The organism is Paraburkholderia sp. LEh10 (assembly GCF_017814945.1).
Classification (GTDB): domain Bacteria; phylum Pseudomonadota; class Gammaproteobacteria; order Burkholderiales; family Burkholderiaceae; genus Paraburkholderia.
The window spans coordinates 156,130-179,375 of sequence record NZ_JAGIPX010000011.1 but is presented as its reverse complement, the minus strand read 5'-3'; the positions used below and the strand labels follow the sequence as shown (position 1 = coordinate 179,375).

General features: G+C 55.9%; 17 protein-coding genes. 6 read left to right on the top strand and 11 right to left on the bottom strand.

Annotated elements, in window-relative coordinates; genetic code table 11:
• Positions 1 to 190: 190 nt before the first annotated feature.
• Positions 191 to 1,060: a hypothetical protein gene (locus J8I87_RS12305; protein ID WP_209931728.1), complete on the bottom strand. Its 870-nt coding sequence runs from the start codon at positions 1,058 to 1,060 to the stop codon at positions 191 to 193.
• A 321-nt stretch (positions 1,061 to 1,381) separates the two neighbouring features.
• On the opposite strand from J8I87_RS12305, the gene J8I87_RS12300 reads away from it, so the two are divergent.
• Complete coding sequence (locus tag J8I87_RS12300; RefSeq protein ID WP_209931727.1) at positions 1,382 to 1,861, top strand: DUF488 family protein; 480 nt, start codon at positions 1,382 to 1,384, stop codon at positions 1,859 to 1,861.
• On the opposite strand, the gene J8I87_RS12295 is transcribed toward J8I87_RS12300, so the two are convergent.
• The 3 genes from J8I87_RS12295 to J8I87_RS12285 form a co-directional block, all read right to left on the bottom strand.
• The gene (locus tag J8I87_RS12295; RefSeq protein WP_209931726.1) at positions 1,818 to 2,648 is read right to left on the bottom strand and encodes a hypothetical protein; all 831 of its coding nucleotides are present in this window, start codon (positions 2,646 to 2,648) and stop codon (positions 1,818 to 1,820) included. The two genes, J8I87_RS12300 and J8I87_RS12295, sit on opposite strands and share 44 nt — an antisense overlap.
• Positions 2,649 to 3,164: 516 nt before the next feature.
• Positions 3,165 to 4,871, bottom strand: coding sequence for a thiamine pyrophosphate-binding protein (locus J8I87_RS12290; RefSeq protein WP_409518748.1), 1,707 nt, complete (start codon positions 4,869 to 4,871; stop codon positions 3,165 to 3,167).
• Between the two features lie 480 nt (positions 4,872 to 5,351).
• A complete protein-coding gene (locus J8I87_RS12285; protein ID WP_209931725.1) occupies positions 5,352 to 7,076 on the bottom strand; it encodes a methyl-accepting chemotaxis protein in 1,725 nt (574 codons plus the stop codon).
• A gap of 1,026 nt (positions 7,077 to 8,102) precedes the next feature.
• Between J8I87_RS12285 and J8I87_RS12280 the strand changes: the two genes are divergently transcribed.
• A complete protein-coding gene (locus J8I87_RS12280; RefSeq protein WP_209931724.1) occupies positions 8,103 to 8,447 on the top strand; it encodes a hypothetical protein in 345 nt (114 codons plus the stop codon).
• Positions 8,448 to 8,822: 375 nt separating this feature from the next.
• Here the strand turns inward: J8I87_RS12280 and J8I87_RS12275 are convergent, their stop codons facing one another.
• The gene (locus J8I87_RS12275; RefSeq protein ID WP_209931723.1) at positions 8,823 to 9,890 is read right to left on the bottom strand and encodes an IS110 family transposase; all 1,068 of its coding nucleotides are present in this window, start codon (positions 9,888 to 9,890) and stop codon (positions 8,823 to 8,825) included.
• Positions 9,891 to 10,317: 427 nt separating this feature from the next.
• Here J8I87_RS12275 and J8I87_RS12270 point away from each other — a divergent pair, with 427 nt between their 5' ends.
• Together J8I87_RS12270 and J8I87_RS12265 are read left to right on the top strand one after the other, a co-directional pair.
• Positions 10,318 to 10,782 carry a hypothetical protein gene (locus tag J8I87_RS12270; protein ID WP_245253871.1) on the top strand — a complete coding sequence of 155 codons (465 nt, stop codon included), beginning with the start codon at positions 10,318 to 10,320 and terminating at the stop codon, positions 10,780 to 10,782.
• A gap of 426 nt (positions 10,783 to 11,208) precedes the next feature.
• Complete coding sequence (locus tag J8I87_RS12265; protein WP_209931721.1) at positions 11,209 to 12,858, top strand: hypothetical protein; 1,650 nt, start codon at positions 11,209 to 11,211, stop codon at positions 12,856 to 12,858.
• 1,556 nt (positions 12,859 to 14,414) lie between these two features.
• Here the strand turns inward: J8I87_RS12265 and J8I87_RS12260 are convergent.
• Positions 14,415 to 15,494: a hypothetical protein gene (locus J8I87_RS12260; RefSeq protein WP_209931720.1), complete on the bottom strand. Its 1,080-nt coding sequence runs from the start codon at positions 15,492 to 15,494 to the stop codon at positions 14,415 to 14,417.
• A gap of 373 nt (positions 15,495 to 15,867) precedes the next feature.
• Here J8I87_RS12260 and J8I87_RS12255 point away from each other — a divergent pair, with 373 nt between their 5' ends.
• Positions 15,868 to 16,542, top strand: a complete 675-nt coding sequence (locus tag J8I87_RS12255) for a hypothetical protein (protein WP_209931719.1) — start codon at positions 15,868 to 15,870, stop codon at positions 16,540 to 16,542.
• Between the two features lie 166 nt (positions 16,543 to 16,708).
• Here the strand turns inward: J8I87_RS12255 and J8I87_RS12250 are convergent, their stop codons facing one another.
• Together J8I87_RS12250 and J8I87_RS12245 are read right to left on the bottom strand one after the other, a co-directional pair.
• On the bottom strand, positions 16,709 to 17,377 hold the full coding sequence (locus tag J8I87_RS12250; RefSeq protein ID WP_209931718.1) for a hypothetical protein: 669 nt from the start codon (positions 17,375 to 17,377) through the stop codon (positions 16,709 to 16,711).
• A 261-nt stretch (positions 17,378 to 17,638) separates the two neighbouring features.
• Positions 17,639 to 18,586, bottom strand: coding sequence for a M48 family metalloprotease (locus J8I87_RS12245; protein WP_209931717.1), 948 nt, complete (start codon positions 18,584 to 18,586; stop codon positions 17,639 to 17,641).
• Positions 18,587 to 18,896: 310 nt separating this feature from the next.
• Between J8I87_RS12245 and J8I87_RS12240 the strand changes: the two genes are divergently transcribed.
• Positions 18,897 to 19,721: an SDR family NAD(P)-dependent oxidoreductase gene (locus J8I87_RS12240; RefSeq protein WP_209931716.1), complete on the top strand. Its 825-nt coding sequence runs from the start codon at positions 18,897 to 18,899 to the stop codon at positions 19,719 to 19,721.
• A gap of 242 nt (positions 19,722 to 19,963) precedes the next feature.
• Here J8I87_RS12240 and J8I87_RS12235 read toward each other — a convergent pair whose 3' ends face one another.
• The 3 genes from J8I87_RS12235 to J8I87_RS12225 form a co-directional block, all read right to left on the bottom strand.
• Positions 19,964 to 20,896 carry a hydroxymethylglutaryl-CoA lyase gene (locus tag J8I87_RS12235; RefSeq protein ID WP_209931715.1) on the bottom strand — a complete coding sequence of 311 codons (933 nt, stop codon included), beginning with the start codon at positions 20,894 to 20,896 and terminating at the stop codon, positions 19,964 to 19,966.
• Positions 20,897 to 21,073: 177 nt separating this feature from the next.
• Complete coding sequence (locus tag J8I87_RS12230) at positions 21,074 to 21,772, bottom strand: NIPSNAP family protein (RefSeq protein ID WP_209931714.1); 699 nt, start codon at positions 21,770 to 21,772, stop codon at positions 21,074 to 21,076.
• Between the two features lie 211 nt (positions 21,773 to 21,983).
• Entirely contained in the window at positions 21,984 to 23,195 is a 1,212-nt protein-coding gene (locus J8I87_RS12225) for a cytochrome P450 (protein ID WP_209931713.1), read from the bottom strand.
• Positions 23,196 to 23,246: the final 51 nt, after the last annotated feature.

Genomic DNA, 23,246 nt, shown 5'->3' with positions numbered 1-23,246 from the left:
TGCATGACGGCTTCTCTGAGATATGATACTGTATAAATGTACAGTATTGGCAGACCGTCATGGTTGCAGGCGACGTCTCTCGAGCGCGATGAGTAATCGCATGGGAGGCAAGCGCGAACGCGTCTGCGGCTCGCGCCATCGACGAGACGGGCTGGCGCGCTTTGGAACCGCTTGCTCTCGCTCGCGTCGGTCAGCGACCGCTTGCTGGCGTGCACCGCCTTAAGATCCGTTTCCACCCGTTGCGGCACTGTACGGCTTCGCCAAGAATATCGAGGTACTCGTCATGATAGACACGGTCGTCCGGCGGTAATAAGCCATCGGCGTGTCGCTCGAGCGCCTCCTGCAACTGCTTTACGCCGACGGCCATCGAAGTGATGCGGCTGTACGCTTCACACGCGTAGGCAAACGTCTCGCGCCTAGCGTAGTCAATGTTGAGCAGATACTCACTGCGACTACTCGCGTGTAACCCGACGGTGGCGCGCTTGCAGTTATGGAAGATGTGGGCCGCCTCATGGACGACAAAATCCGCGAACGGGTCCGTTTCCTGGAAATATGACATCGAGACATAGCACGTCATTTCCTCGCTGAGTCCCACGATATGGCAGGCGTCCTGCGCGAGAGCTGGTGGATCCACGCTGCACAGGTAAACGTTCGCCAGGTTCCAGGCTGTTGACAGCCACCGTTGCTCCATGAGAACCGAAGCAATGTTCTGCGGAGTGAGGAATACAACGCTGCCACCAAGTGTGTCGAGGACGACGGAGCGCTCGCTGGCAGGGAAGAGTCCGAAGATCATGGGCGACAACTTGTTGCGCGTCCACGCACGCAAATCGTCCGGTACGGCTAGCTGGCTGCTTCGGTCATGCGCTCGCCGAAGGGTCTCCTCCACGAGCGCAGTTCGCAAGCGTTGACTGGCTTTTTTCGCTACGTCGACGTAGTTGTCACCCGGCCAGTTAGCAAAACTGCTGTCATAGTCACCGCTGTTAAGGTAGCGCTGAACTTTGCCGTCGACCCACTGCGGTGAGCCAATTTGCAACTGTTCTCGATTGCTTTCGGCTGTCATAACGTGCGTGCTTAATCTCTGTAGATCCAAAACTTGAAGATACAGCGGAGTCTGACGGAGTCCGAATACCTTAATGCCATGGCTGTTTCCAACGATCCTCGAAGCTACCAAGTGCTACGCGCTGCAGAGGGTGCCTCCCGCGGGGATTGGGTGCGGAAGTTTGCTCGGATCGATCAGATCCTCGCTCAAGAGTTTGATACGGCGGTGCCCAGCACATTTTTCCCGCTGCCGATATGACGGGACTACGGGCAAGCGTCGCGGGTGGCTATCGTTCTGCCGCCAGCGGTTCTCGGATAGAATCTACCCAATGGAGGGCTTGGCATGACATTATTCACGATTGGCTACGAAGGACTGGACATTAACGATTTCGTATCATTGCTCGATCACCACGAGATTGAGACGGTGGTTGACATCCGGGAATTTCCATTGTCGCGTAAACCGGGCTTTTCGAAGACGGCATTGACCAATCTTCTGAACCTGTCTGGCTTCGAATATGTTCACATGGTTGATCTGGGATGCCCGAAACCAGTTCGCAACCGCTATCGAGAAGACGGTGACTGGAGTCAATACAAGAGAGGGTTTTCGAGCTATCTGAAAACGCAGGCAACTGCGATTGAAGAGCTTTCTAATCTGGCAGAAACGTCGGCATGTGCGTTGCTCTGCTATGAGGCGGATTACAATCATTGCCATCGCATGATGGTCGCAGCTGCAGTGCGTTCCCACTGCGGGGCGGATGTTGAGCACATCTTGTCGAGCACTAAAACAGCGCGCGTTGCGGATCGTCAGCGATCTTTTGCTTAGGTGGGTAGATTAAACTGATAATCAGCCACTGGTCCTGAAAGCGATGCTGATTGCCCATCAAAAGCATCAGGTCCTTGCTGCCTAAGTCATCCTCCAGCTTGGTCCTGAATGGCTTTTCCCATTGCTCGCCGTGGGACCTACGGCAATTCCAAAACAGGGCACCGGCTTCCCAGTCCACGATCTTGTGCCTGTATTCCTTCGTCCCGTCTGCAGTCTGGCAAACGTATCGATAGTAGAAGTCGAACGGTATCTTTCTAAGTTGTTTTACATGCTTTCGCTCGTCCGCCTCCGAAAAGAGGTTGCCTTGCATCTGTTCTTGCAGCAGCTTCTCGCGCTCTTCATCGGTCCAGTCGGCGTTGCGCGCTTTGCTGATCTCTAGGCTGACCAGGGCGTTGGGCCGCAACAACGCGAGTGAGAGCCCATCCTCGCGCCGTGCTGCATCAATATCTTCGAAGTCGTTGAAGGTAGGAATCTTGTCCAGCCATTCGCGTCTTTTCGCCCAACCCTTCTCGCTTCCGAGTTTCGCTCCGCTGGAGACTGTGTCGACGAAAATCTTGTGGCTCTCGGGACGATGATCCTTGGGTGCCTTCTCAGTTCGGGCGTCGATCCACTGCCATTTCGCGAATTGGTGACCGTCCTCGATTAAACGAAATGGAACCGGAAATAGGCGCCGCATGGCACCGCTTTCCGCAATTCCTGCGACGCAGGATGTTTCAACGTACTGCGCGCTAGGCGATGGATATGTTTTGGCCAGAATTAAAATTCGTTCGACACGTCCAAGTGCCATTGTTGTTCACCCTCGGTCACGTTCTTATAGATTGTTCTTTTAGTTATTTGACACCGATTCCCGCGAAACCGACTACTGCCGCTGCATCGGCATCTGTAGTTCGATTTGTCGACTGATTCTACAGGACTTCATGCCCACAAAGAAAACTTGGCGACCGGGAGCATGTTAGCGATAGCAGAGGCGGACAGTTGGTGAGTTAGCGCTTGACTCCGATCGCTTTGGCCGCACGATTAAGGTCACGCCGTAGGCGGAGCAAAAGCGTGTTGACTTCTTCACATCCACGGCTGGGACTGTCGATACCAGTAGCGGCCGATCTTACTGCGGGACGGGGCAATCGACAGTGCCGCTGCAATCCCCGACCGGTGGCAAGGCGGGTGGGGACCGACGCGCGGCGACCGAGTAAATGGCGGCGCCGGGCCGCCGTCACCCGGGCTTCCGTCTACTTGCCGCGGCTTCTGACTCGAGAAGTCGATTCCGTGTGCACAAAGCTCGTTACGCAAAGTGCTACGCCACGTATCACACGCATGCCGCCGCCTCCACATAGTACCGATTGGGGGCAGGGAAGACCCCCGTCATGACTTCGATCAGGAACGGGCCGTCCTGTTGTGATGCATCGTTGAGCGCTCGCTCAAAATCATCAATGCGTTCGACCTTGCAAGCTGCCACGCCAAGTGACCGTGCGAAGGCCGTCCAGTCATGCGTCGGGAGTTTGGTAAATCGCTCTGAAATGGCGCCGTTGCTGATTGCGTCGATATGGATCGCGCCGTGAGCGGCATTGTTCAAGACGACAAAGATAACCTTTATCCCGTATCGCGCGGCTGTCTGAATCTCCGTCCCGTGCATCATCATGCATCCGTCGCCGGTAACCACGATACACGCTTGTTCGGGGGCGGCAAGCTTGACACCAATCCCGGCGGCTATCGCCCAACCCATCGGAGCAAGGGAATTCGATGAAAAGTAGTTCCCTAGCCCGGACGAGAGCCAGTAGTGCGCCATGAATATACGGTGAGCGCCCGAGTCGACGACAACGTTGGTGTCCGACGGCAGTAGTCGGCATAGATGCTTCACCGCGTCGCCCGGGTTAAGCAATGGCTCTTCACCCGAGATTGGGGCAGGGAACTGTTCGAACTGGTGGTCGTACAGTGGGGTTTTCGTGATGTCCTCCAGCCACGCCCTTCTTTCGTGCAGGGCCATAAGGAAAGCACTCGTCGGCTCGGGCTGCTTGCTGGCCAGCCACCGAAAAGAGGCGCGAATCCCAGAGAAAATGCTTGCCAGCTCGATGTGCCCGGTTACTGGCGGTTCGAAACTGTCGTCAATGACGACGATCTCCTTGCCTGTTGTCAGCCGTTTGCTCCAGTTCATGCTGTCGCGCTGGTTGAGGTCGCAGCCGAAGACGATGAGTGCGTCAAGCTCGTCGGAGTTGATTGCTCGCGCAGCGCGCGAGTGGCTCGCGAATCCGTAGACGCCGAGCGAGAGCGGATGCTTCTCGGGAAAGGCGCCTTTCCCCGAAAGGGTTGTGGCGACGGGGATCCGGAACTGTTCGGCGACCGCCAGAATGGCACTTGCGGTTTCCCGGTCGTTCCCCCGACTCCCAATCAGAAAAGCGACTCTAATGGGTTTAAGCAGATACCGCTCGCACAACGCATCGAGTGCAACACGGTCTGCAGGAACTTCCCGGGAGTTAAACTCAGCGTGCTCGTAGGGTTTGCGGACAATCTCGTGCCCAGGCAGAGCCTCCTGCTGAATATCGACGGGAATGCTGAGGAAGGAGCGGGCCCGGCGCATCCAGTTCAATCCAGTTGTTGCGCGACGCATTTCAGCCAGGAGGTTGTCCTTGTTTTTGAGTTCGATGACATCATCGACCAAGCCTGTGACCACAGTGCTTTCGAAGATACCACCGGGAGTGGCGTCCTGAAATGCGCCTTTACCCTCCGCTCGTGACGAGACGCCTCCGACAACATAAAGCACGGGGATCCCATCTGCTTGCGCGGCTGCCATGCCCGGCACGAAGTTCATCGTGCCGGGACCGGAAATGGCCAGACAGACGCCGAACTTCCTGCTGGCCCGCGCATAACCGTCCGCCATGAATGCGCTGCCGGTCTCGTGGGCGGCAACGATCGCGCGTATAGAAGGTGATTCATCAATAGCGTCGAGCAGAGGGTAGACAAGCTTCCCCGGAACGAGAAACACGTGTTCTATCTTCGCCGATTCCAACGACTTCACGACTGCGTTCGAGACGTTAACAGGAGCGTGTGACATAGTTTTTCTGACCATGAACGAAAACCGTTAATCGAACCTCACCGTTCCTGAACCGTTCGTTATCCGGCACCTCTCAACGGTCCGGGCTACAAACCTGGTTTGCCTGGTTCAGGAACTGGCGAGACGGCCCTTAACGCGCTGCACTTCGCTGTGATCGCGACTCGTGCAGCATCCACGGCCCGCTATTGAAGCGGACCGCGGGTCTCCGTCCATGACTACCGTTTGCCGGCTCTGCTATCGAAGGCACGCAACTGACGTGTGCTCACGACGGCGGATTCTGGCTCATCAGCTATGCCGACCAGGGTGAAGTTGGGACACCCCGGTCGGCTACTGATCGTTCTTGTCTTGCGCTGCAATCAAACATGGATGAGTCAGTTATTTCGGGGACATCGCAGCTTCGTCGTAGCAAACTGTGTGCGCACCGGCCGTACCGCGTCCGCTTCATCAGAATGTCTGCCATTGCGCAGCGTCATCGTCAGTAACGGCAGCTGCGCTCCGCGCACCGGCACGACTCGATGTGACGGCGGAGCGTGCACCAGCGCTGCGGGTTGCCGCCTTCGGCTGCTCTTTTGGAAGAGTCGCCGGGCGCGGTGTAGTCCGTACGCCTTCTTCGACCTTGAAGAATGCCACCGATGTGCGCAGGCGCTGGGCCTGTTCCGCCATTGATTGCGCTGCGGCCGATGCTTCTTCCACCAGCGCAGCGTTTTGCTGTGTCACCTGATCCATCTGACTGACCGCCTGGTTCACCTGTTCGATGCCAGTGCTTTGCTCGTGTGAAGCTGAGGAAATTTCACCCACGATGTCCGTCACACGCTTGACAGACGTCACGACCTCGTTGATCGCGCTCCCCGCCTCCTCAACGAGAGTCGAGCCCGCGTCCACCCGGCTAACGGAGTCGGAAATCAGCTCCTTGATTTCCTTGGCTGCCGTGGCGCTGCGCTGTGCAAGCGTGCGGACCTCGCCGGCTACAACGGCGAATCCGCGCCCCTGTTCGCCTGCGCGAGCAGCTTCAACTGCTGCGTTCAGTGCGAGGATGTTGGTCTGGAAGGCGATACCCTCGATCACGCCGATAATTTCGGACATTTTGGCCGAGCTATCGGAAATATCACGCATCGTTTCGACCACGCGACCCACAATCTCGCCGCCGCGTTGCGCGACGTTCGATGCCGTGCCCGCGAGGGTGGCAGCCTGCTTTGCGTTGTCCGTGTTGTGGCGCACTGTAGCCGTGAGTTCTTCCATGCTGGATGCCGTCTCTTCCAGTGACGCAGCCTGCTCCTCTGTACGGCTCGACAGATCCAGATTGCCTTGCGCGATTTCCCCGCTCGCTGTCGCTACACCTTCAGCGTTTTCGCGCACATCCGAAACGACACGCGTCAGGGAGTCTCTCATAGCCTTCATCGATGCCATGAGGCTGGACGTATCGCCTGATCGGAGGTCGATCTGCACGGTAAGGTCACCTGCGGCTACGCTTTGCGCCAATGCTGCAGCCGTTCCTGGCTCAGTTCCCAGTTGACGCGTGACAGCACGCGTTAGCCAGATACCGATGCCAACGCCGGTAACGACAGAAACCGCTACAAGAATAAGCATCACATCACGACCCTGGTCATACACCTGGTCATTGTCGTCGGCGGTCATCTGTGCGTCCGCCTGTTTAACCTTGACGAGGTCACTCATCAGGACCAGGGTCTTGTATCCCTTGTCGTGGTAATCATTTAACAGGTAATGAGTCAGGCTATCTTTTTCTTGCGGTCCCGCAGCCTTGATCTGCGCTTTCATCTCGTTGAATGCCTGGACGAAATCTTGCCAGCTCTTGTCGAGGTCCGAAAAAATCGCCTTGCCTTTTTCGCTGTACACAAGCGGTTCAGCCTGCGTCAGGTGCTCGCGTGCTGAGGCTAGGCCTTTCTCGGCCTTTTCGATTTCGGCATTCCGTGCCTCGGCCGTTGACGCCAGGATTGCGTTACGCAAATACGTGCCGACTCTGAGCACGTCACCGTTCGCCTGCTGGATCTGGTTAAGCCCGATGAGGTCCTGTCTGTAGGTCCTGTCTGCGTTTTCACTTATCAGCGCCATATTGCGCACGCCCATCCCACTCACGATGGCGCTGATTATGGAAATAAGCACGAAGGCGCCGATAAGTTTGACGCCGAGTTTCATGTTGCTGAAATTCATAGCTCGCTTTGTCGGATGTTAAAAACCAGGAAAGAACGGGTCAGCGATAGCAATACGAAGGTGCCGGCGGATGGCCGATGGGTTGGTACATGACGCATGCTCCGCAACCTCGCGGTCAGTAAGCACGATGTTGTTCCGCCCACCGTGCGGGCATTGCATTCGAATTTATGGCTCTCGCCAAAAGCTCAAGCAAGGTGACTGCAGCGATACTTAGGAAGAAAATTGCCTGTCGCCGTCGCAGCAAGCGACTGCATGTCCGGTCAACTCAAAGCGTGAGCGATTGGACAATGCGGCTGACAGGTTTCCGTCGTATAAGCTCGACCGTCTTGTCGCCGCAGGCGTCTTCTCCGGGCGCCACATTTGCAGTCCGTCAGTCGGTGTGGCGACGACATGGGACTTCACCTTGCGCGTATTGCCGGCAATTGCGACGGTAAATTGCGAGTGACTCGAAGAGTCATCCATGAGCTCGCTAGCGCGCGGCCGTCGATTTCTTGACGCTCGATAATGCGGTCTGCCGCGCCGCCGGTCGGAGTCAGCGCTTACTGCGGTAAGTTGTTCGAAAGTATTCATTTCTGTTCCCGCATATTTTTTGTTCTCTTTTCGGCCGTGGCCCCACGGCGAGTCGCATCTGGTCGATTGAGCGACAGCTCGATACCCGTGTTACACCCCCGGGGCATCTGGAATAAATATACTCTTTTTGTGTGACGAAATGTTGCTGTGCAAAAATCCGATAGATCATGCAGGGCGCATGAGTGACAAGTCGGGTGGAGTCACTGGGCATCACGCACGATCCTCGATGACTTTGCGGCTGCTTTCGATCTCGATGGCCCTTTGCCGGGATTGCAGGTCACGCAAAAATTGGTCGATAGCACCAACAGTCAAGTGTCCAGTTTTGAGAAGTGTAGTGATTGCTTCGAGCCCGCGGCTGGTGACTCTCAATGGGCGCGCAGCGTAGGCGATCGATGCTCGGTGCATGGGGCAGCGGTCGGCCACGACCAGACATTCATCAACCTTTGCCGGATGCCAATGCCAAACGACCTTGAGCACATCGAACCGGATGGAAATTACCAGCAAGCGATTGCGACGTTTAGGTCTTCGGTCCCTTCCACATCGTCGTGCCGGCTTGTGCACTACGCGGGCGTCGACAAGCCGAACGCCAAGGACGTTGACGCCAGAGAGGTTGAGGCCGAGATTGCCGCCTGCGCCGCCGAAGGCTTCTACGTCGACTGCTTGTGTGAAGGCGGTCGACTGTTCATCTTGGCACAAGAGCCCGGCTGCCCGATTCCCTCTTGGGAACAGATCAAGGCTGAAGATGCCATCGTGGACGTTGACGCGCTTCTGGAGGCGGCCCGCCAGCGGGGCGAGCTTTGACCCAGTTCGGCCGAGGCCGTGTGAAAACGCGCTGCTGACGAAGCCTTCTCAAAAGTCGACCCTTCAGATCGACGCGTATCGGCTTGGTAGCGACTCGGGAAGGGCAAAGCGACACCCGAAAACCGAGTGCTTTTGCGTTTTCACACGGCCTTATATGGACACCGTCCGGTTTGCCAGCTTGATCTTCATGTGATGTTCAAACGAGGTATCGGCTGCGGTCTTATATCCGGCCTGTAGTGCAAGCCGAAGCCCGCGGGCCCTGATGGAATTCGCCGGGAACATCCTCATCTCGGCCACGCACTTTTAAGCGCAAGGCTGTGTTCAGGTTTATGTTCCTGCGGTCCGACCTGTTTCGCCATCACATGTTGATCAACCTCAGCAACCTACCGGTACTCCAGTTCGTCTTTCGTTGCTCATCTGCAAAGCAGGTCTCACGCTGACGTGATTCTTCTCGTACGTGCTGCCGTGGGCCAAGATAGCCCATGCGGTTCGTGCCATCTTGTTGGCGAGGGCCACGGCCGCGACATTCGCCGGTCGTCGCTCCTGGATCGCCTTCTGCCATGGAGTTGGCACCTTCGCGTGGCACATCGCCGAGCGCGCGCCATGGATCAACAGCGTGCGCAGATACGGATCACCTCGGCGGGAGATCGATCCCAACCGGATCTTGCCGCCGGTGCCGTTTTGCCGGGGTACCAGCCCGAGGAACGAGGCAAACTCGCGGCCAGACCTGAACGTTTTTGCATCCCCAATCGTAGCGACCAACGCCGTCGCGGTAAGCCTGCCGATGCCTGGTACTGCCGCGATTGCCCGGCATGCAGCTTCCTGCTTGTGCCAGCCACTTATCTGCTTCTCAAGCTGGTCGATATCCTGCTCGATCCCGTCGATGCGTCTCAACTGGTCGTGCAGACTACTGAACATTGTCGCCGGCAGTGCATCCTCGAGCTCTGCCATGCGGTCCCGCATCTCAGCAAGACCGGCAGCGCGTCCTGCCCGGAATGACACACCGAACTCGTAGAGGAGACCTCGTAACTGGTTCACCTGCATGGTGCGAAACTTGATCAGCAACGAGCGCATCCGGTGAAGAGCGAGTATCGCCTGCTGATCTTCTGTCTTTGCCGCTACGGTTCGCATCCCCGGCTGCTGTACCGCCGTCCAGATTGCCCGCGCATCCGCTGCGTCGGTCTTGTTCGTCTGGACAAACGGCCGGATGAACTTTGCATGTAATAGCACCACCTCGTGGCCGAGTGCCTTGATCTTGCGAGCCCACCAGTGCGCGCTGCCGCATGCTTCAAGGGCCACCCGGCCCGCAGGCCGCTGCGCAAGAAACGCGATCAGTTCGTCGCGTCGGAAGCGTCGATTGGCTATCTCGCCCGTTTGCGCGTCGACCCAGTACATCTGGAAAATCTGCTTTGCAACATCCAGTCCGTATGTCGTAGCATTCATTTGGGCCCTCCGTTCCTCAAGTGGACGTGTCGAAACTCCACTCTGGCACATTGATGCCGTTCGGTTCTGGAGGGCCTCCGCGTTCCTGCTGGACCCTGCGTCCCCGAAGGGAGGACGGTGTCCATTCCATCTCGGCCAGGAGCGGCCACTCGACGTGGGCCTCTGAACCGTTGACAATCCCTATCATTGACATTTACGACAGGCACACCTGGAAGAGCACTATCGAGGGTTCCCGGTTTGTCGAGCGCCATAAAAAGGACCAAAATTGAGGCTGCGGACCCTATTTGTCACAACGGTATCGATCGCTTGCTCCGGATGCCTGCATTCACCACCGAGCTATCCGGGCGCAGGTGGCAAGAACATCGAACCTGCGTCATACGCATCAAGTTTATGTCCAGATCTCAGCGGAAAATATGAGGGACGTGGGTTGCTGGTGGACGGCGATCCTGTTGCCAGGCAGGCGCAGCAGAGCTTGCGTATCGACTATGCCTTTCCTTCCAGGGATGCCCTTGAGGCTGGTGAACTCCAGGCAGCGGAAACGGGAAGATACCCTCAGTCCGGAGCAATCACCTGGAACGACCGGAGGGCGACTGTGACGCTTGCCTTTGCTATCGGACAGTCTGTCGAGTACATCTCTTCGATGGAGGACAAAAATCGATTCGTGTGCACGGGTCCAAACGGAAAGATTGTATGGGGTGGCGCCAGTGGAACGGGTCGCTCGGAGTTCGGCCCGAACAGTACAGACTCATCGGCTGCGCTTTACCTCGACGAGCAGGGCGATCTGATGGTTGAGGACCACATGCAAGTTCACATGAATATGCTGTTTGGTGCAATCCCGACGGGAACGGCAAAGCATTACTCGATCTATAGATTTAAACGCATATCGAAATGACCGGCGCAATTTGCGGCTACTACTCCAGCTGATTGTCAGATGGAAACGTCGAGAATTTGTTGTGTTCGTTTGTCTCGTGAAATGTCTGCTTTGGAGCTGATCGAAAGTCCGCTCCGCGTCGGGTCCGGAGGGTCGGGCCGAGGGCGCCGGGGATGCGCGGCACTCGAAGGCGATCTTCGGCAACCGGCCAACGCCGGTCGCTCGACATGGGTGTCTGAATCGCCGAAAATCTGAGAAATTGCGCAAACAGGGTCGGCCCAACCTTAACCAATCATCACGACATGCCCTCAGTCTCGTTCACGGTTCGAGTATCTTCCGGAATCGGCTGACACGACGACCTAACTCTTCGCACACGACATGGAGTGGAGCGCTAGCGCTACAACGCTGACAGCCACGACATCGACGAATAATAAGACACTGAAAACCATGAACTCCGAAATCATCTTCACCCAAGACTACAGCTACAGCGTAACGGCAACTCACGCGACACTTGGGCAATTGGGAGATGGTCGGCTTACTTTCGGACCGGGCAAAGGCACAACCCTGCAATTCAGACTGAGCACCCTCAAGCTCAGCGAACACCAAACACTTGATGAGGTTCATGCAGTCACCGAGGACGGTCAGCACTTCACCCTCTTTGACTGCCAGTTTGAACAGCTATTTCTCTCGTGCCAATACATCGTTAGCACGGAGACAATCGATGCTTTCGTTCTGGCAGAAGTCAAGGTTCTTGACATATCCCCCTGGTTTTTTGAATACCAGCGCATGCAGGGCAAGCCAGGAGAAAAAATCGAATGGGTAAATACACCTCACGATATAAGTGCGAGTCTGACGCTTGATGACAAGAACCTAACAGTCAAAGCTTACCCGCACACCAGCATCGACCAGACAGACGACGGTCATTTAATCAAGGATTCGGTCCTCTTCAGCATTGAGAGCACCACCGCCTTGAGCATAAGTAATGTGCGTCGATACACGACCGACTTGCTGGCTTTGCTGAGCATCCTTTTGGGCACGCCTGCATCAATTTCGAGCGTTGGAGTAAAGTCTGATAACGGCAGTTCAGGCTACGTCTTCTTTCCGTATTATGAGCCTGAAGCGGACACTGGCACACGCAAGAAGGAGAGCCATGACTACTTCCTCAAAAAGCCCATCATTGAAGCCAACTGGCAGACGATAGTCCAGAACTTCTTTCCCTCAGAGTTGCGCGATCCGCTTTGGTTGCGACTATCTGGGATGAAGCGATACAACGACTTCTGGGAATACAAGGTCCTGGGCTATGTCACCCTCTGGGAAGCTTACGTCTCGTCTCAAACACAAAGCCTTGGCAAGAAAACCATCGCGATACCCACGAAGGCAGTCAAGCGCTTTCACGAAAAGCTAGACAAGAACAAACTTACCCTGACCAACGAGCAGGTTCAGGGGGTGAAAGATTTAGCCGACTCAGTGTTCCAGACTCGTGAATACACTCTTCAGGAAAAAACTGAGATTGTCATCTCTCAGACCGACCTCGACATAGTCAAAATCATCAATCTGTCTTCAGATGCCTTTGTAAGACTGAGGAAAATTCGCGATGAGATAGCGCACGGCGACATCATCACCATACCGCCTGATGAGCATCCTCTCCTATCCACCCGCATTGAGAAGTTAACGCTGCTGCTCACTTACTTCGCGTTTATCGAGTTTGGCCTGAAAAAGGACGACTTTCTTGCCTGTCTGCGCTCGACACGGAACAGAATGGTCAGAGGCGCCAACCTCAACGAAGCGCACTTGGATAAGGTAATGGGGACTGCGGAGTTCATCACTCTGACAAGCGAAAACCTTCTTGCGCTAAAGCCAGTAGCGACCGGTCGAGCGTTTTGCTGTTTCTACCGGAACGACCAAGGGGAGGTCTCGTATTCGCTAGACGATACGAAGACTTACTTCGCCAAGCTTCAGTCCAACGCCTTGGGCAACAACCCGGATTACAACGAGGTATTCAACAACCAAGAGAAGAAGATCCGATACGTCCCCAACCTCTACTTTGAGGATGGTCAGCACAACCTTCATTTCACCGCTGTCATTCTTTTTGAGTAATGCGATGCTAGTGCGAGCGTCCGCGTTAGAGAAAAACGACCGTCCCTTGCGGGTCCGACCGTGGACCGACAGGCAATTGATGAGCGTGGGCTATGGCCTAGGATGTCGCGCAAGGGCCTATCTGACCCGGAAGACCGTCCGTACTGCGTTTTTCGTTGATTATCGTCAACCAAGGAGCTCGGGCGGCGCGTTGACGCAACTCCTTATATGCGATAACTGCCATTCGGGGCTCTTCCTATTTCCAAAGTTTCTTAAGCAAAATTCCGTGTGCCGCCGATAGTTTTTGGGTAGCCGAGCGGTCACAGCTGAATCCAACCCCTAGAATGGCACGCTATCGGTCGCAAGGCGTGTTATACATGATCTGTCACACGTCGACTGAGCACACTGCCACCGGCGTTAGGGCCGCCTCTTCCGACTGAAGAGCTTCGGTGGTGACCGCTAGCGCGGACGGGTTTGGACCGGTGGCGCGCTGGGGAAATCCGTACCACGGGGATGGGTCCTGAGATAACGGACGCGCTGGCGAAGCTAGAGGCGCGGGACCTGAAAATAGTCTGGCGGAAATCGATTCGGCATGGATCGGTGGAAGGCACCTTGACACTAGTTGTCCGGGGCCTTCGGCTATGCCTTTGATATCCTCGATCGAGGATATCTACGCTATACCCTAAGGAAGCATATGTTCGCGAAAGCATATGCTCAATCTTGGCAGCGATCTTCCTGCGGGCGTTACATTCGTTGCTGACCAGGAGAGGAGTTGTGCAGGCGATCTCTCTCGATACGGTGTGGAAGCCGGGTGCGTGCCGGCACTGGCAAGCGGTTTTGCAGCACTGGGCATCGACTGCTTCTGTTCGGGCCGCGGCACTTGTCTGCTATGCGTCGGAGCCTCGTTCAATACTGCGGATCGCGTTTTTCCTGTCCGCCTTGCGCGTTAGAAAAGTATCGTGGGATGTCGTCTGGTTTGCGGCAACATGCTAGTCGCGAGGTACGGACAACGGTTCCCGTCGCCCCCATTGATGGAAGCACAAGCCGTCGTTGCCCTCGTTGCTGTCATCTCCTTTGCGGCGAGCGGCATTTTTTGCGGTTAGGCTTCTCAATCATTCGGATTATCGATCAATCGCTGCGGTGTGCTGCCCACGCCGATGAATCAGAGTTAGCGCGCTTGCGTTTCTGACCCTGAGACGTTCTCGTCGTGACATAGTTGAAACCCGGCGTCCGATTTCGTGGTGGGTCTACTGCGATCGTCGTATTCGACCTGGTCAGCGGTTTCATGCAGATGCAGGCAACCACGATAGCCGGGGCATCCGCCCGGAGCATGCTTTCGCTGCCGGGCGCCAGCGGCTCTTGCTCTGCTACTCCCTCAAATCGCTTCGTAAAGGCGAAAAAGGCGTTGATCGTGAAGACGACCAACGGTGGGCGTTTCCCCATCCGATAGGGCACGGGCTGGCTAAGGCAATAAGCCGGTGGAAACTGTACAAGGTCGCTGAGTATGCAGTCGAAGAGGCGCTGAGGGCCGCCCGACTCGAAGACGCAGCGCTGCCGCCGGTCTAATCACGCTTTGCTCATGCTGATCTCCCGTGCCGGATCTTAAGAGCCAGAGTGTCGAGAACGGCCTGTACCACCTGTCTTGAAATTGCGGTCGTGCCCTGATCCGGAACACTGCGTTCGCGAATCTGCCGGTCTGGATGAATCAGGTTGCGTGATTCACGCAACGCATGCGCGTATCGTCCGAGACTTTCATCGATGTGTCCGAGTTCAACAGCAGCACTGATGAGGGCTGCCGGTGACCAGTCTTCGAGAGGGCGCACCTGATTTTTGCGGTCCCGTGGCGCTGCGTGTACCAGCATGGCGCGCTCCATATCGTGAGCAAGCCAGCTTGGCAGTACAACTTCCAGGATTGAACCATATAATGCCGTGGCCGCTAGCCATGCACGTGCGCCTGTGCATCGTTCGGCTTCTTCCCAGCGATATCGCAGATTGTCGGCGAGTACCGTGTCCAGGCCGAGCTCGTCAAACGGCAACTGTTCCGACTGCGTCGGCGCGAGAATGGTCGCCGGAGGCTGAAGGCCGAGTTGTGGCACAACGCCGTGAGCGTACCGGCGTTGTCCATCTGCCGTCAGCACAAGACGGAAGGGCCAACCAAAAATGTCTTCGTCGTCACGCCGAACAAGGCCGCGAGCTATCAGCGAGTCCAGAGTCGTCTTGCAAACATCTTCACCAAGCTTGGCCAGGTATACGCTCAATGCCTCAGCATCCAGCCCGGCTGTCATTTCGGTGTCGTCCTGGTTGCCACCACTTGCAATCAGGGCGATGACCAGTTCCTCTGCAGGGGCCATTTGCGCAGAAAGGGCGGCATGACGCTTTCCCTGTTGCTGCCAGCGCATTTCGCGGACGATTTTCCCGGCCTTTGTAGCCTCCCAGTATTCGCGGATATCCCCGCCGAACCCCGGCCGTCGAACTACCAGTCGATCCGTTTCCATTTGATCAAGCTCTTCCGCTATGTCGGCAGGTGCAAAGGCCCAAGTCGCCTCTACGTAGCGAATCGCTTCGAGCATGTACCCGGACTTAATGTTTCCCGCGTCGAACATTTCATGTTCGAATATTGCGTCGCGGATATCTGAAGAACGGCTCAGTTCGGTCATCAATCATCTTGCTGTCGGCTACCGGCCTTGTCGGGCCGTGCAGAGTGCCGCACGGTAGCGAAATTTTGCCATACTCCGATCTGCTGAGCCGCTGGGAGCTGCGTGCGGCGGATGCTGCCGATGAGACCGACGAGGACTTTTGAAAAAGGGCACCTGTCTTCATACCCAATTCTTGGATAATGGTACTTTCTCAGGCGAAGACTTTTGCGCTAGCTCCGATGTTGTTCGCAGCTCGACGATGCACGTGACGCCAGCCGTGTAACAGCAATTAGCAGGCTTTGGCGCGCGAATGTGTACCTGGCGCGCGACCATTCCTTGGGGCGGCCGATTGGGATGTTTCGCAGCGTGCAGATTATTTGAGATAGGGATAGGGATGGCGACACCCGCAGAAGCGGCGACGAGCGTAAATTGGGTCACGGTAGTTGCATCGAGTGCTCTTGTCAGCGCCATCGTGAATGTCGGATGGAATGCTTTATCGAAGGCAATGGACCGCAGACGGGAGAATGTTAAGGAAAGGCAGCGCGTCGAGCACGTCAAGCTGGAGATTGTTCATCAGCTTGAAGCGTTCGTGAGGCGCTGCCGGAACCACAGCAACGACATCCATGACGGGCTCAATGACTATTACCACCACCATGACGACGCGTTCCAACGGGTAGGCACGATTGCATTTGTGTTTGACCCAGCGCCAAAGTGGGAAGAGCTTCCTGTGTCTTTCGTCGCGCCAATAAAAGTCATGCCCAATCAATTTGCAGACTGCGACATGTGGATTCGCGGAATGGCGGAATACTCTGGTATAGACGATGCCTACCAATTCGAGTTGGAGCGCGTGGCGGTCTACGGCCTTAAGGCATTGCGAACGGCTACCGCGATCAAACGGGAGATCAATGCAACTTACGATGGCGGAGCCGAGCTGGAAATGGCCGAACGAGCTTTCATGGAGCTCATAGAGAAGCGTGGGCAAAGCTTTGCAAACGTAGGCGGCTCGATGACGCTGATACCGGAGTTGGAAGCGATGTTTAAAGCTGAAATCCTCGACATGAATGCATAGAATCGTTTGAACGTGGCACCGGCCGCCCTTTGACACGGCACACCAGAGCAATCTGGTGAACCGGCGATGGACTTGTCAATGCCGATTGCCAATCTGGGTCGTATCCGCCTCGATCTCGCGAGTTTCGTATGACGTGGCCGGGGGGCATGGCGACCACAGCTACACGCTATTTGCCATAGAGGGCATACAGGAACGCAGAAGCGAAGGCCAATAGCGTGACGAAGAGAAGTATTGAAAGGTATGTATGAACACCCGTGTTGCGTCTGAAGTAGCGGAGCGTGACCGGCGATATCTTGCTGCCCTTGTAGAAATGCTTGAACCGATCCTTGACATAGTCGTCTGCAGCTTGTCGAATAGCCAAGTTCGCTTGGAGCAGCGCGCCTATCACAAGCGCCGCACAGGCCGGATACATTACTAAGGTAACGATCCAGAGGATGACATTTGCCCCCGGTGGCAGGAAGACCGATATTGACGGCGGCAACATCTCAAGGCTTCCGCTTACCATGAAATTGAGCCCTTTTCCTACGGTGGCGACTGCGGCAATGGGGACAGCGGCGTTCTTTAGAAAATCAAACGTTGCTTTGTGAAGACCTTGACTTCTACGCATGAGGCGCCAGAACGCACGAAAGGAAGATCTGTCTCGAGTCCATGTGCCGATGACATAAAGGAAGAAGGTCAAAACGACAATAGACGGAGCCGATTCCAGCCCCGCCAATGAAGAAGGCACGTTTGTTGGCGCATGACTGCCGAACCAGCCGAAGAGGCATAGGGTCCCGACCAGCCAAATTACGCAAAAAGCAACGGTGACAGTTCGACGCCTGACCTGCGCTTCCACAGTGGCATCTTGAGTCGCGTTTCGATCTAGTCTGGTGATGGGTGCTTGCATGTGTTAAATGAAGATATACCTGTGCCGCGCTGATCATTCACGCCGTACCTTCTCGCGTGCTGTTAACGGCAGTTGTTCCTCTTTCCTGGTGCCCGGCCGCAAGCGTGGCACCAGCCCAGCAATTACTTGACCGGACGGGTATGCGACATCGATCGCTCGCAGGCAGTGGTGAGGTCGGACTTTACGAACGCCGGTGCATACCACACACACCTACGACCCCGAGTCTTGAACGCGTCCATTTACGCCCGATGACATCACGAGCAAGCGGCGCTTCCGTTCGGCTAGGGGAGGGTGCGTATCGAAGACGCTGACCGCCGTTCCAGGGTCAGTGAGCAAGTTCAGGGCGGACATCATCGCCTCGGGCGATGTCATTTCGGCTCCGCCTGCGTCAGCGGCGAATTCCCGCTCTCGGCTATAGCTGCAGAAAACCCGATGCAGAACGTAATCAAGTGCGATAAAGAACAGGATGCACAGACCGGCCTTCAAGACGATAGGCGCGATACCTCGCGCGAGCGACCATAGGAAGCTGAAAGCCGATGTCGATCCATTTAGCAAAGCGATGGCGATGAAACCGGCAAGCACGAGGAGCCCGATAGGAATTGATGCCTGTTGGACTCCGCGCCGCGACAGCTCGGAAAGTAGCCAAGGATATACCTTTAACGCGTGATTGAACGCGAGGATATGTGCCTTGTTCCTTGTGTCTCCGTGCCTGAGATGCGTGACCTCGTGTGCTGCGATGGCGAGCAGCTCTTCTCGCGATGCCGTCTCTACCAGCTGTGAGGAAAAGCCAATCAGGGCCTTGTTCCCGAATACGGATGAAATCGCAAATGCGTTGAGGTCCCGAGAGGGATATTGGCCAATCCTGACCTCGTAGTTGATATCGATTAGCAGCGGCGCGACCAGTTCACGCAGATCATCGTCGTCCTGAAGCGAATGATTGCCTGCCTCCGCATCGTTGATGTTTAAAATGTACTGCATCGTTGACAACAGTGGAAGCGCCAAAAAAGCGAACGTGACAGCTGCAGAGGACGTCGCGGCGCTGCGAGGAATTGAAAACTTCTGCTGCAGTATCAGAAAAGCCGTGGACGCCGCAAACATAATAAACAGAAGCACCAGCATGCTTCGGGCGAGTTTTGGATAGATGTTTATGCGTTTCATTTTGCTTTTTTATGACTTGTCTAATGGTTAACGGCACCCATAATAAAAACTTCATGCAGGAGCGTATGATCTGGGGACGTTCGTCGCACAGTCGAACGTTGAAGATGATACGGCGCGGAAGATTGATGCCTCGCGGCGAAAACGCCCCGTTGGTATGACCTCGGGTCTCTTCTGTTCTTGTCCCCGACAACAGGGACAACACGATCCGATAGCCCAGGGTACTTTTTATGGTTTTTGGCCGCGGCCTTGTGGTTCGTTGGCTGGACAGCGCACAAGGGTTCACTGGATAAACGGGTTATCGGAGACAACGATGAACTACGGATTGAAAGATAAGGTCGTAGCGGTGACAGGCGGCGCATCTGGAATCGGAAGGGCCGCATGTGAATTGCTTGCCGGCGAAGGAGCGATTGTCGCGGTCATCGACCGGGATCCTGTCCGAAACGCCGAAACGGTGGCACGACTTCGTCAGCAAGGCGCGGTCGCGTCTGGCTATCACGTAGACGTCAGTCAAGAGACTGACGTCTCAGGGTGCGTCACCTCCATCGAGCAAGAATTCGGCCCTGTGTATGGACTGATCGTGGCCGCAGGAATTTCTGTTGCGGCGCTCGCGGAGGACCTCAAGACGGACGACTGGGAGCGCGTCTTTAAGGTGAATGCGCTAGGCGCCTTCCTTTGTTGCAGAGCCTTCGGCGCTGCAATGCTGAGTAGGCGAGCTGGAGCAATAGTAGTTATCGGCTCGATTGACGGGATAGGCGCGCAGCCCGGACGGACAGCATATGCATCGTCCAAGTTCGCTGTTCACGGCCTAGTTAAGAGTCTCGCAGCAGAGTGGGCGAATCGTGGTGTACGTGTTAACTGTGTTGCCCCGGGACTAGTGGATACACCACTGCTCAGAACCGGCATGCCAGCCCGGTTCGTGGACGCAGTTGTTGATCGAACTCCGATGGGTCGAATCGCTCGCCCGGAGGATATTGCTTCAGTCGCGGCGATGTTGCTTTCGAGCGCAACCAACTTCGTGAATGGGGTTATCATTCCCGTCGACGGTGGGTTGCTTGCCAGCCCATTCACGCGAAAAAACGGGGCGGACCTCTCTTCGAATCGTTTACTTGAGGCAGGTATCTACACCGAAGACTAGGGCAATGATGTTCACGTCCCTCTCGAGGGCACCCATTTGAGAACACTTGTTGACCAACGGCAGCACTATAGCTGCATAGTCTTCGTGTTTCTAAAACGCGGGCAACCGGCGTGAGTTTCGTGGCAGTCGTGGCAGGTGTCGCACAACGCTCTAGGGCCAACCTGCCAAGGGCTGCAATGGTTGCCGGGGCATACCCTTCGCCCCGGGCGCAACTGCAATGGGTCGACCGACCGTTAGCTAATTCAGGCGTTCACGACATTGGAAGGCATCGAGTGCAGGTCCAGGCGTCGTCCAGCTTTGAGAATTTGGCTCGGCACGTCGTGGCCGATTAGACCTGGAAGCATGGCGGAGGCCGAGAGCAGCGCGGTCAAGTCCAAGTTTGTGTCGTATCCCTCGAGTTCTAGCATATGGGCGAGGTCTTCGGTACAGATGTTACCCGAGGCCCCCGGTGCGTACGGGCAACCACCAAGCCCACCCAGCGATGCATCGAAGCGATCGATACCCGCAGCCAGCGCAGAAAGCGTATTGGCCAACGCCATACCTCGGGTGTTATGAAAATGTAGTGTGATCTCGAGTTCTGCGAAGCGGCGAAGTGCCGCTTTGCATAGGGTGCCGACCTGCGTGGGGTAAGCCATACCGGTGGTGTCGCAGAGGGTCACGCCGTCTACCCCGAGATCGGCGAACCGCTGCACCCAACCGAGGACTTCGTCTTGTCTGATGTCACCCTCCATGGGACACCCCATAGCTGTAGACAAAGATACGTTGATGGTCACGTCCGTACTCTTTACCACGCGGATTATGTCGCTTAACTGCGCGAACGATTGTTCGCGAGTCATTTTCAAATTCGAGCGGTTGTGGCTCTCGCTGACCGACATGACAAGATTCACTTCGTCAACGCTGCAGGACAGTGCGCGTTCAGCGCCTCTCACGTTAGGTACGAGCACCGTGTACACGACTTCAGGGTCACGCTTGATCCGATGCATGACAGCTTCGGCGTCACGTAATGCGGGGATGGCTTTTGGAGACGTAAATGAAGTCGCCTCAATCTTTGCGAACCCGCACCAGCTAAGGTGGTCGATCAGCGCAACCTTTGCGTCCGTGTCAATGAAATTCGCTTCGTTCTGGAATCCGTCGCGCGGCGCGACTTCATGTATGTAAATACGCTTTCCGCTCATTAGAGTTTCCTTGCTGGCCAGCTACATAATTGAAAATGCTGCAAGATCCAAAGTAAAAATATCTGTAGCAGTCAATCTCGGCGACGCTGTTGTCAGTGAGTCCGCGTACGTCGGATGCGAGCGCGAAAGATTTTCGATGAGTGAAGATGCTTGTTTAAGCGACGGGTCGCAATCCTCTTACGCTGGCGGGCGTCCGAGCGAAGGATCAATAGGGGCGGAGCTACGCGGATAGAGCAATGTGACGTCGCGCTGTGCTAACGCCGACTTGCCGTCAATGTTTCGACGGCCAGCGAGTGCGTCCGCCATGGTCGCATCGATTCGCGCAGTTCGCCACGCGTCGTCACGGATCTTTGAGTTCGGCCATGCAAGAAACAGCGCAACCGCGGGTAGTGTTGATCCCGTGAGTACGTCGAAAACGCCGAGCGTTGAGGCACCTGCCTTATGGAAAAACGGAAGCCAGACGTTTGAGAAGAACTCGTTGACTGTCGATCTCGATCCAACCCAGACTCGTTGGACGACGATCTCGTGGGGGCCGGAAGGAACCGGCGGATGTGACGACGGCCAGATCGGGCTGGGCTTGAGGAACGTCAGGTCGAAGCTCTCGACCAATTCCGAGCCCGCGTTGGTCTCTGCACGAACATGCCACCATTCCTCGTCGCTATAGAACCCGCTCCAACTTGACTCCCGGTGTGCAAAATCCTCGAACGCCATCAGATAAACGAATGATGGCCCGCAGACACCGGATGGTGCGATCCAGCTCCCTACGCTCTTGATACGATGGCGGTTGAACAGGCGAGGCAGCAGTTCGTCGAAGCGCCGAAACTGATCGGCCATCCTTCCCGGCGAAATGTGATAGGAGCGAAGTTCGTAGATCATCTGGAGCACGCGTGTTGGGGTGGCGGATCAGAGTCGATACAAGGCCGTACGTCGAAAACTTAGCCGCCGCGGCTGCAGTGCGCGTCCGGTAATCGAATGTCAAGGCGGAAATTGATTCCGAGCAGGACTTGTCCTGAGGAGACGAGTTGGGTTCCGGCCGGACAATCCTGCTGCTTGACGAACCGGCCGGCCGATTACCGTTGTGTGTAGGCTAGGCTTTTGTCACCCTCAAAGGCAACGAATCCATCGTGCGTAAGGTGTTGACCAATCGATACTTCGCTTCGCCTGCCAGCTCCAGCTTGCTTGCCATGCGAATCAACGGGGCGAGAATGCACTCGGCCTCCAGCCTGGCAATCATCTGCGCAATGCATGTGTGGGCCCCATGACCAAAGGTCACGTGCACGCCTAGGGTTTTGCGACCGATGTCATAGACGTTCGGATCGGTCCACTTGCGAGGATCTCGGTTGGCCGCGCCCGGGTAGTAGGCAATCTTTGTATCACCTTTCAGCTGATAGCCGCTGAACACCATATCGGCCGTCGTGCCGCGAAAAATTACCTGTGCTGGCGATTCGAAACGAAGGGCCTCCTCGTAAGCGCCCTTAAACTTGGACGGGTCCTGGCGGATCATTTCGTATTGTTCTGGATGCCTTGCCAGTTGATTCAATGTGAATTCGATGCTAGCGATCGTCGTATCCACGCCGGCTCTAAAAAAAGAGCGGACGTGCAAGGCGGCGGTACCCTTTGCCAGTTCGCCCGCATCTTCGGCCTGGTAGATCTTTTCTCCGAAGCCGCCTGGGAGCATGTTTTCGCGCTCCAATGCCTTTGAATACCACTCCAGATACGGAGCGGCTCTGCTTGTAGCTGCAGCGAGCCTCTCATTCCGGGGACCCTGCTGGTTAAAATTCAGCTCGCCAGTGATGATGAGATTTTCTTTTGGAACATCGATACCAACCAACCGCGGAACCACAGATAGTACAAACGCTTCAGCGAGATCGTGAACGCCGTCAAATTCTCCCCGTTCAACGAGCTGAGCCGCCAACGCTTCGCCTTCCTTTTCTAGTTCAGCCCGCCACTGGCGAAGCACGACAGGCGACATGATGCGCTGCAAGACGGCTCGTACACCCGTATGTTCTGGTGGGTCGACTTCCGTAATTGGGCTGCGTGCTCGCCACGTGTCCGGTTTTCTGGGATCAGGTAGACCGATGCCTGCGGTGGAAGTGAAACGCTTATAGTCAGACGCAACGGCTACGACCTCGTCGTAACGGCCAACGGCGTAGTAATTGTGGGCCTTGATGTATACGACCGGCGCCGTCTCCCTCAACAACTCGAAGAACGGATACGGATTATTCAAGACTTCATCAGAAAATGGATCAATATCCAGAACTGGGACTTCACGGATCTCTTCTGCAAGGGAGTTGCTCATGACCATGCCTTTGCTGATGCGAAAATTGTCGATTTCTTCCGAACAGTTTGC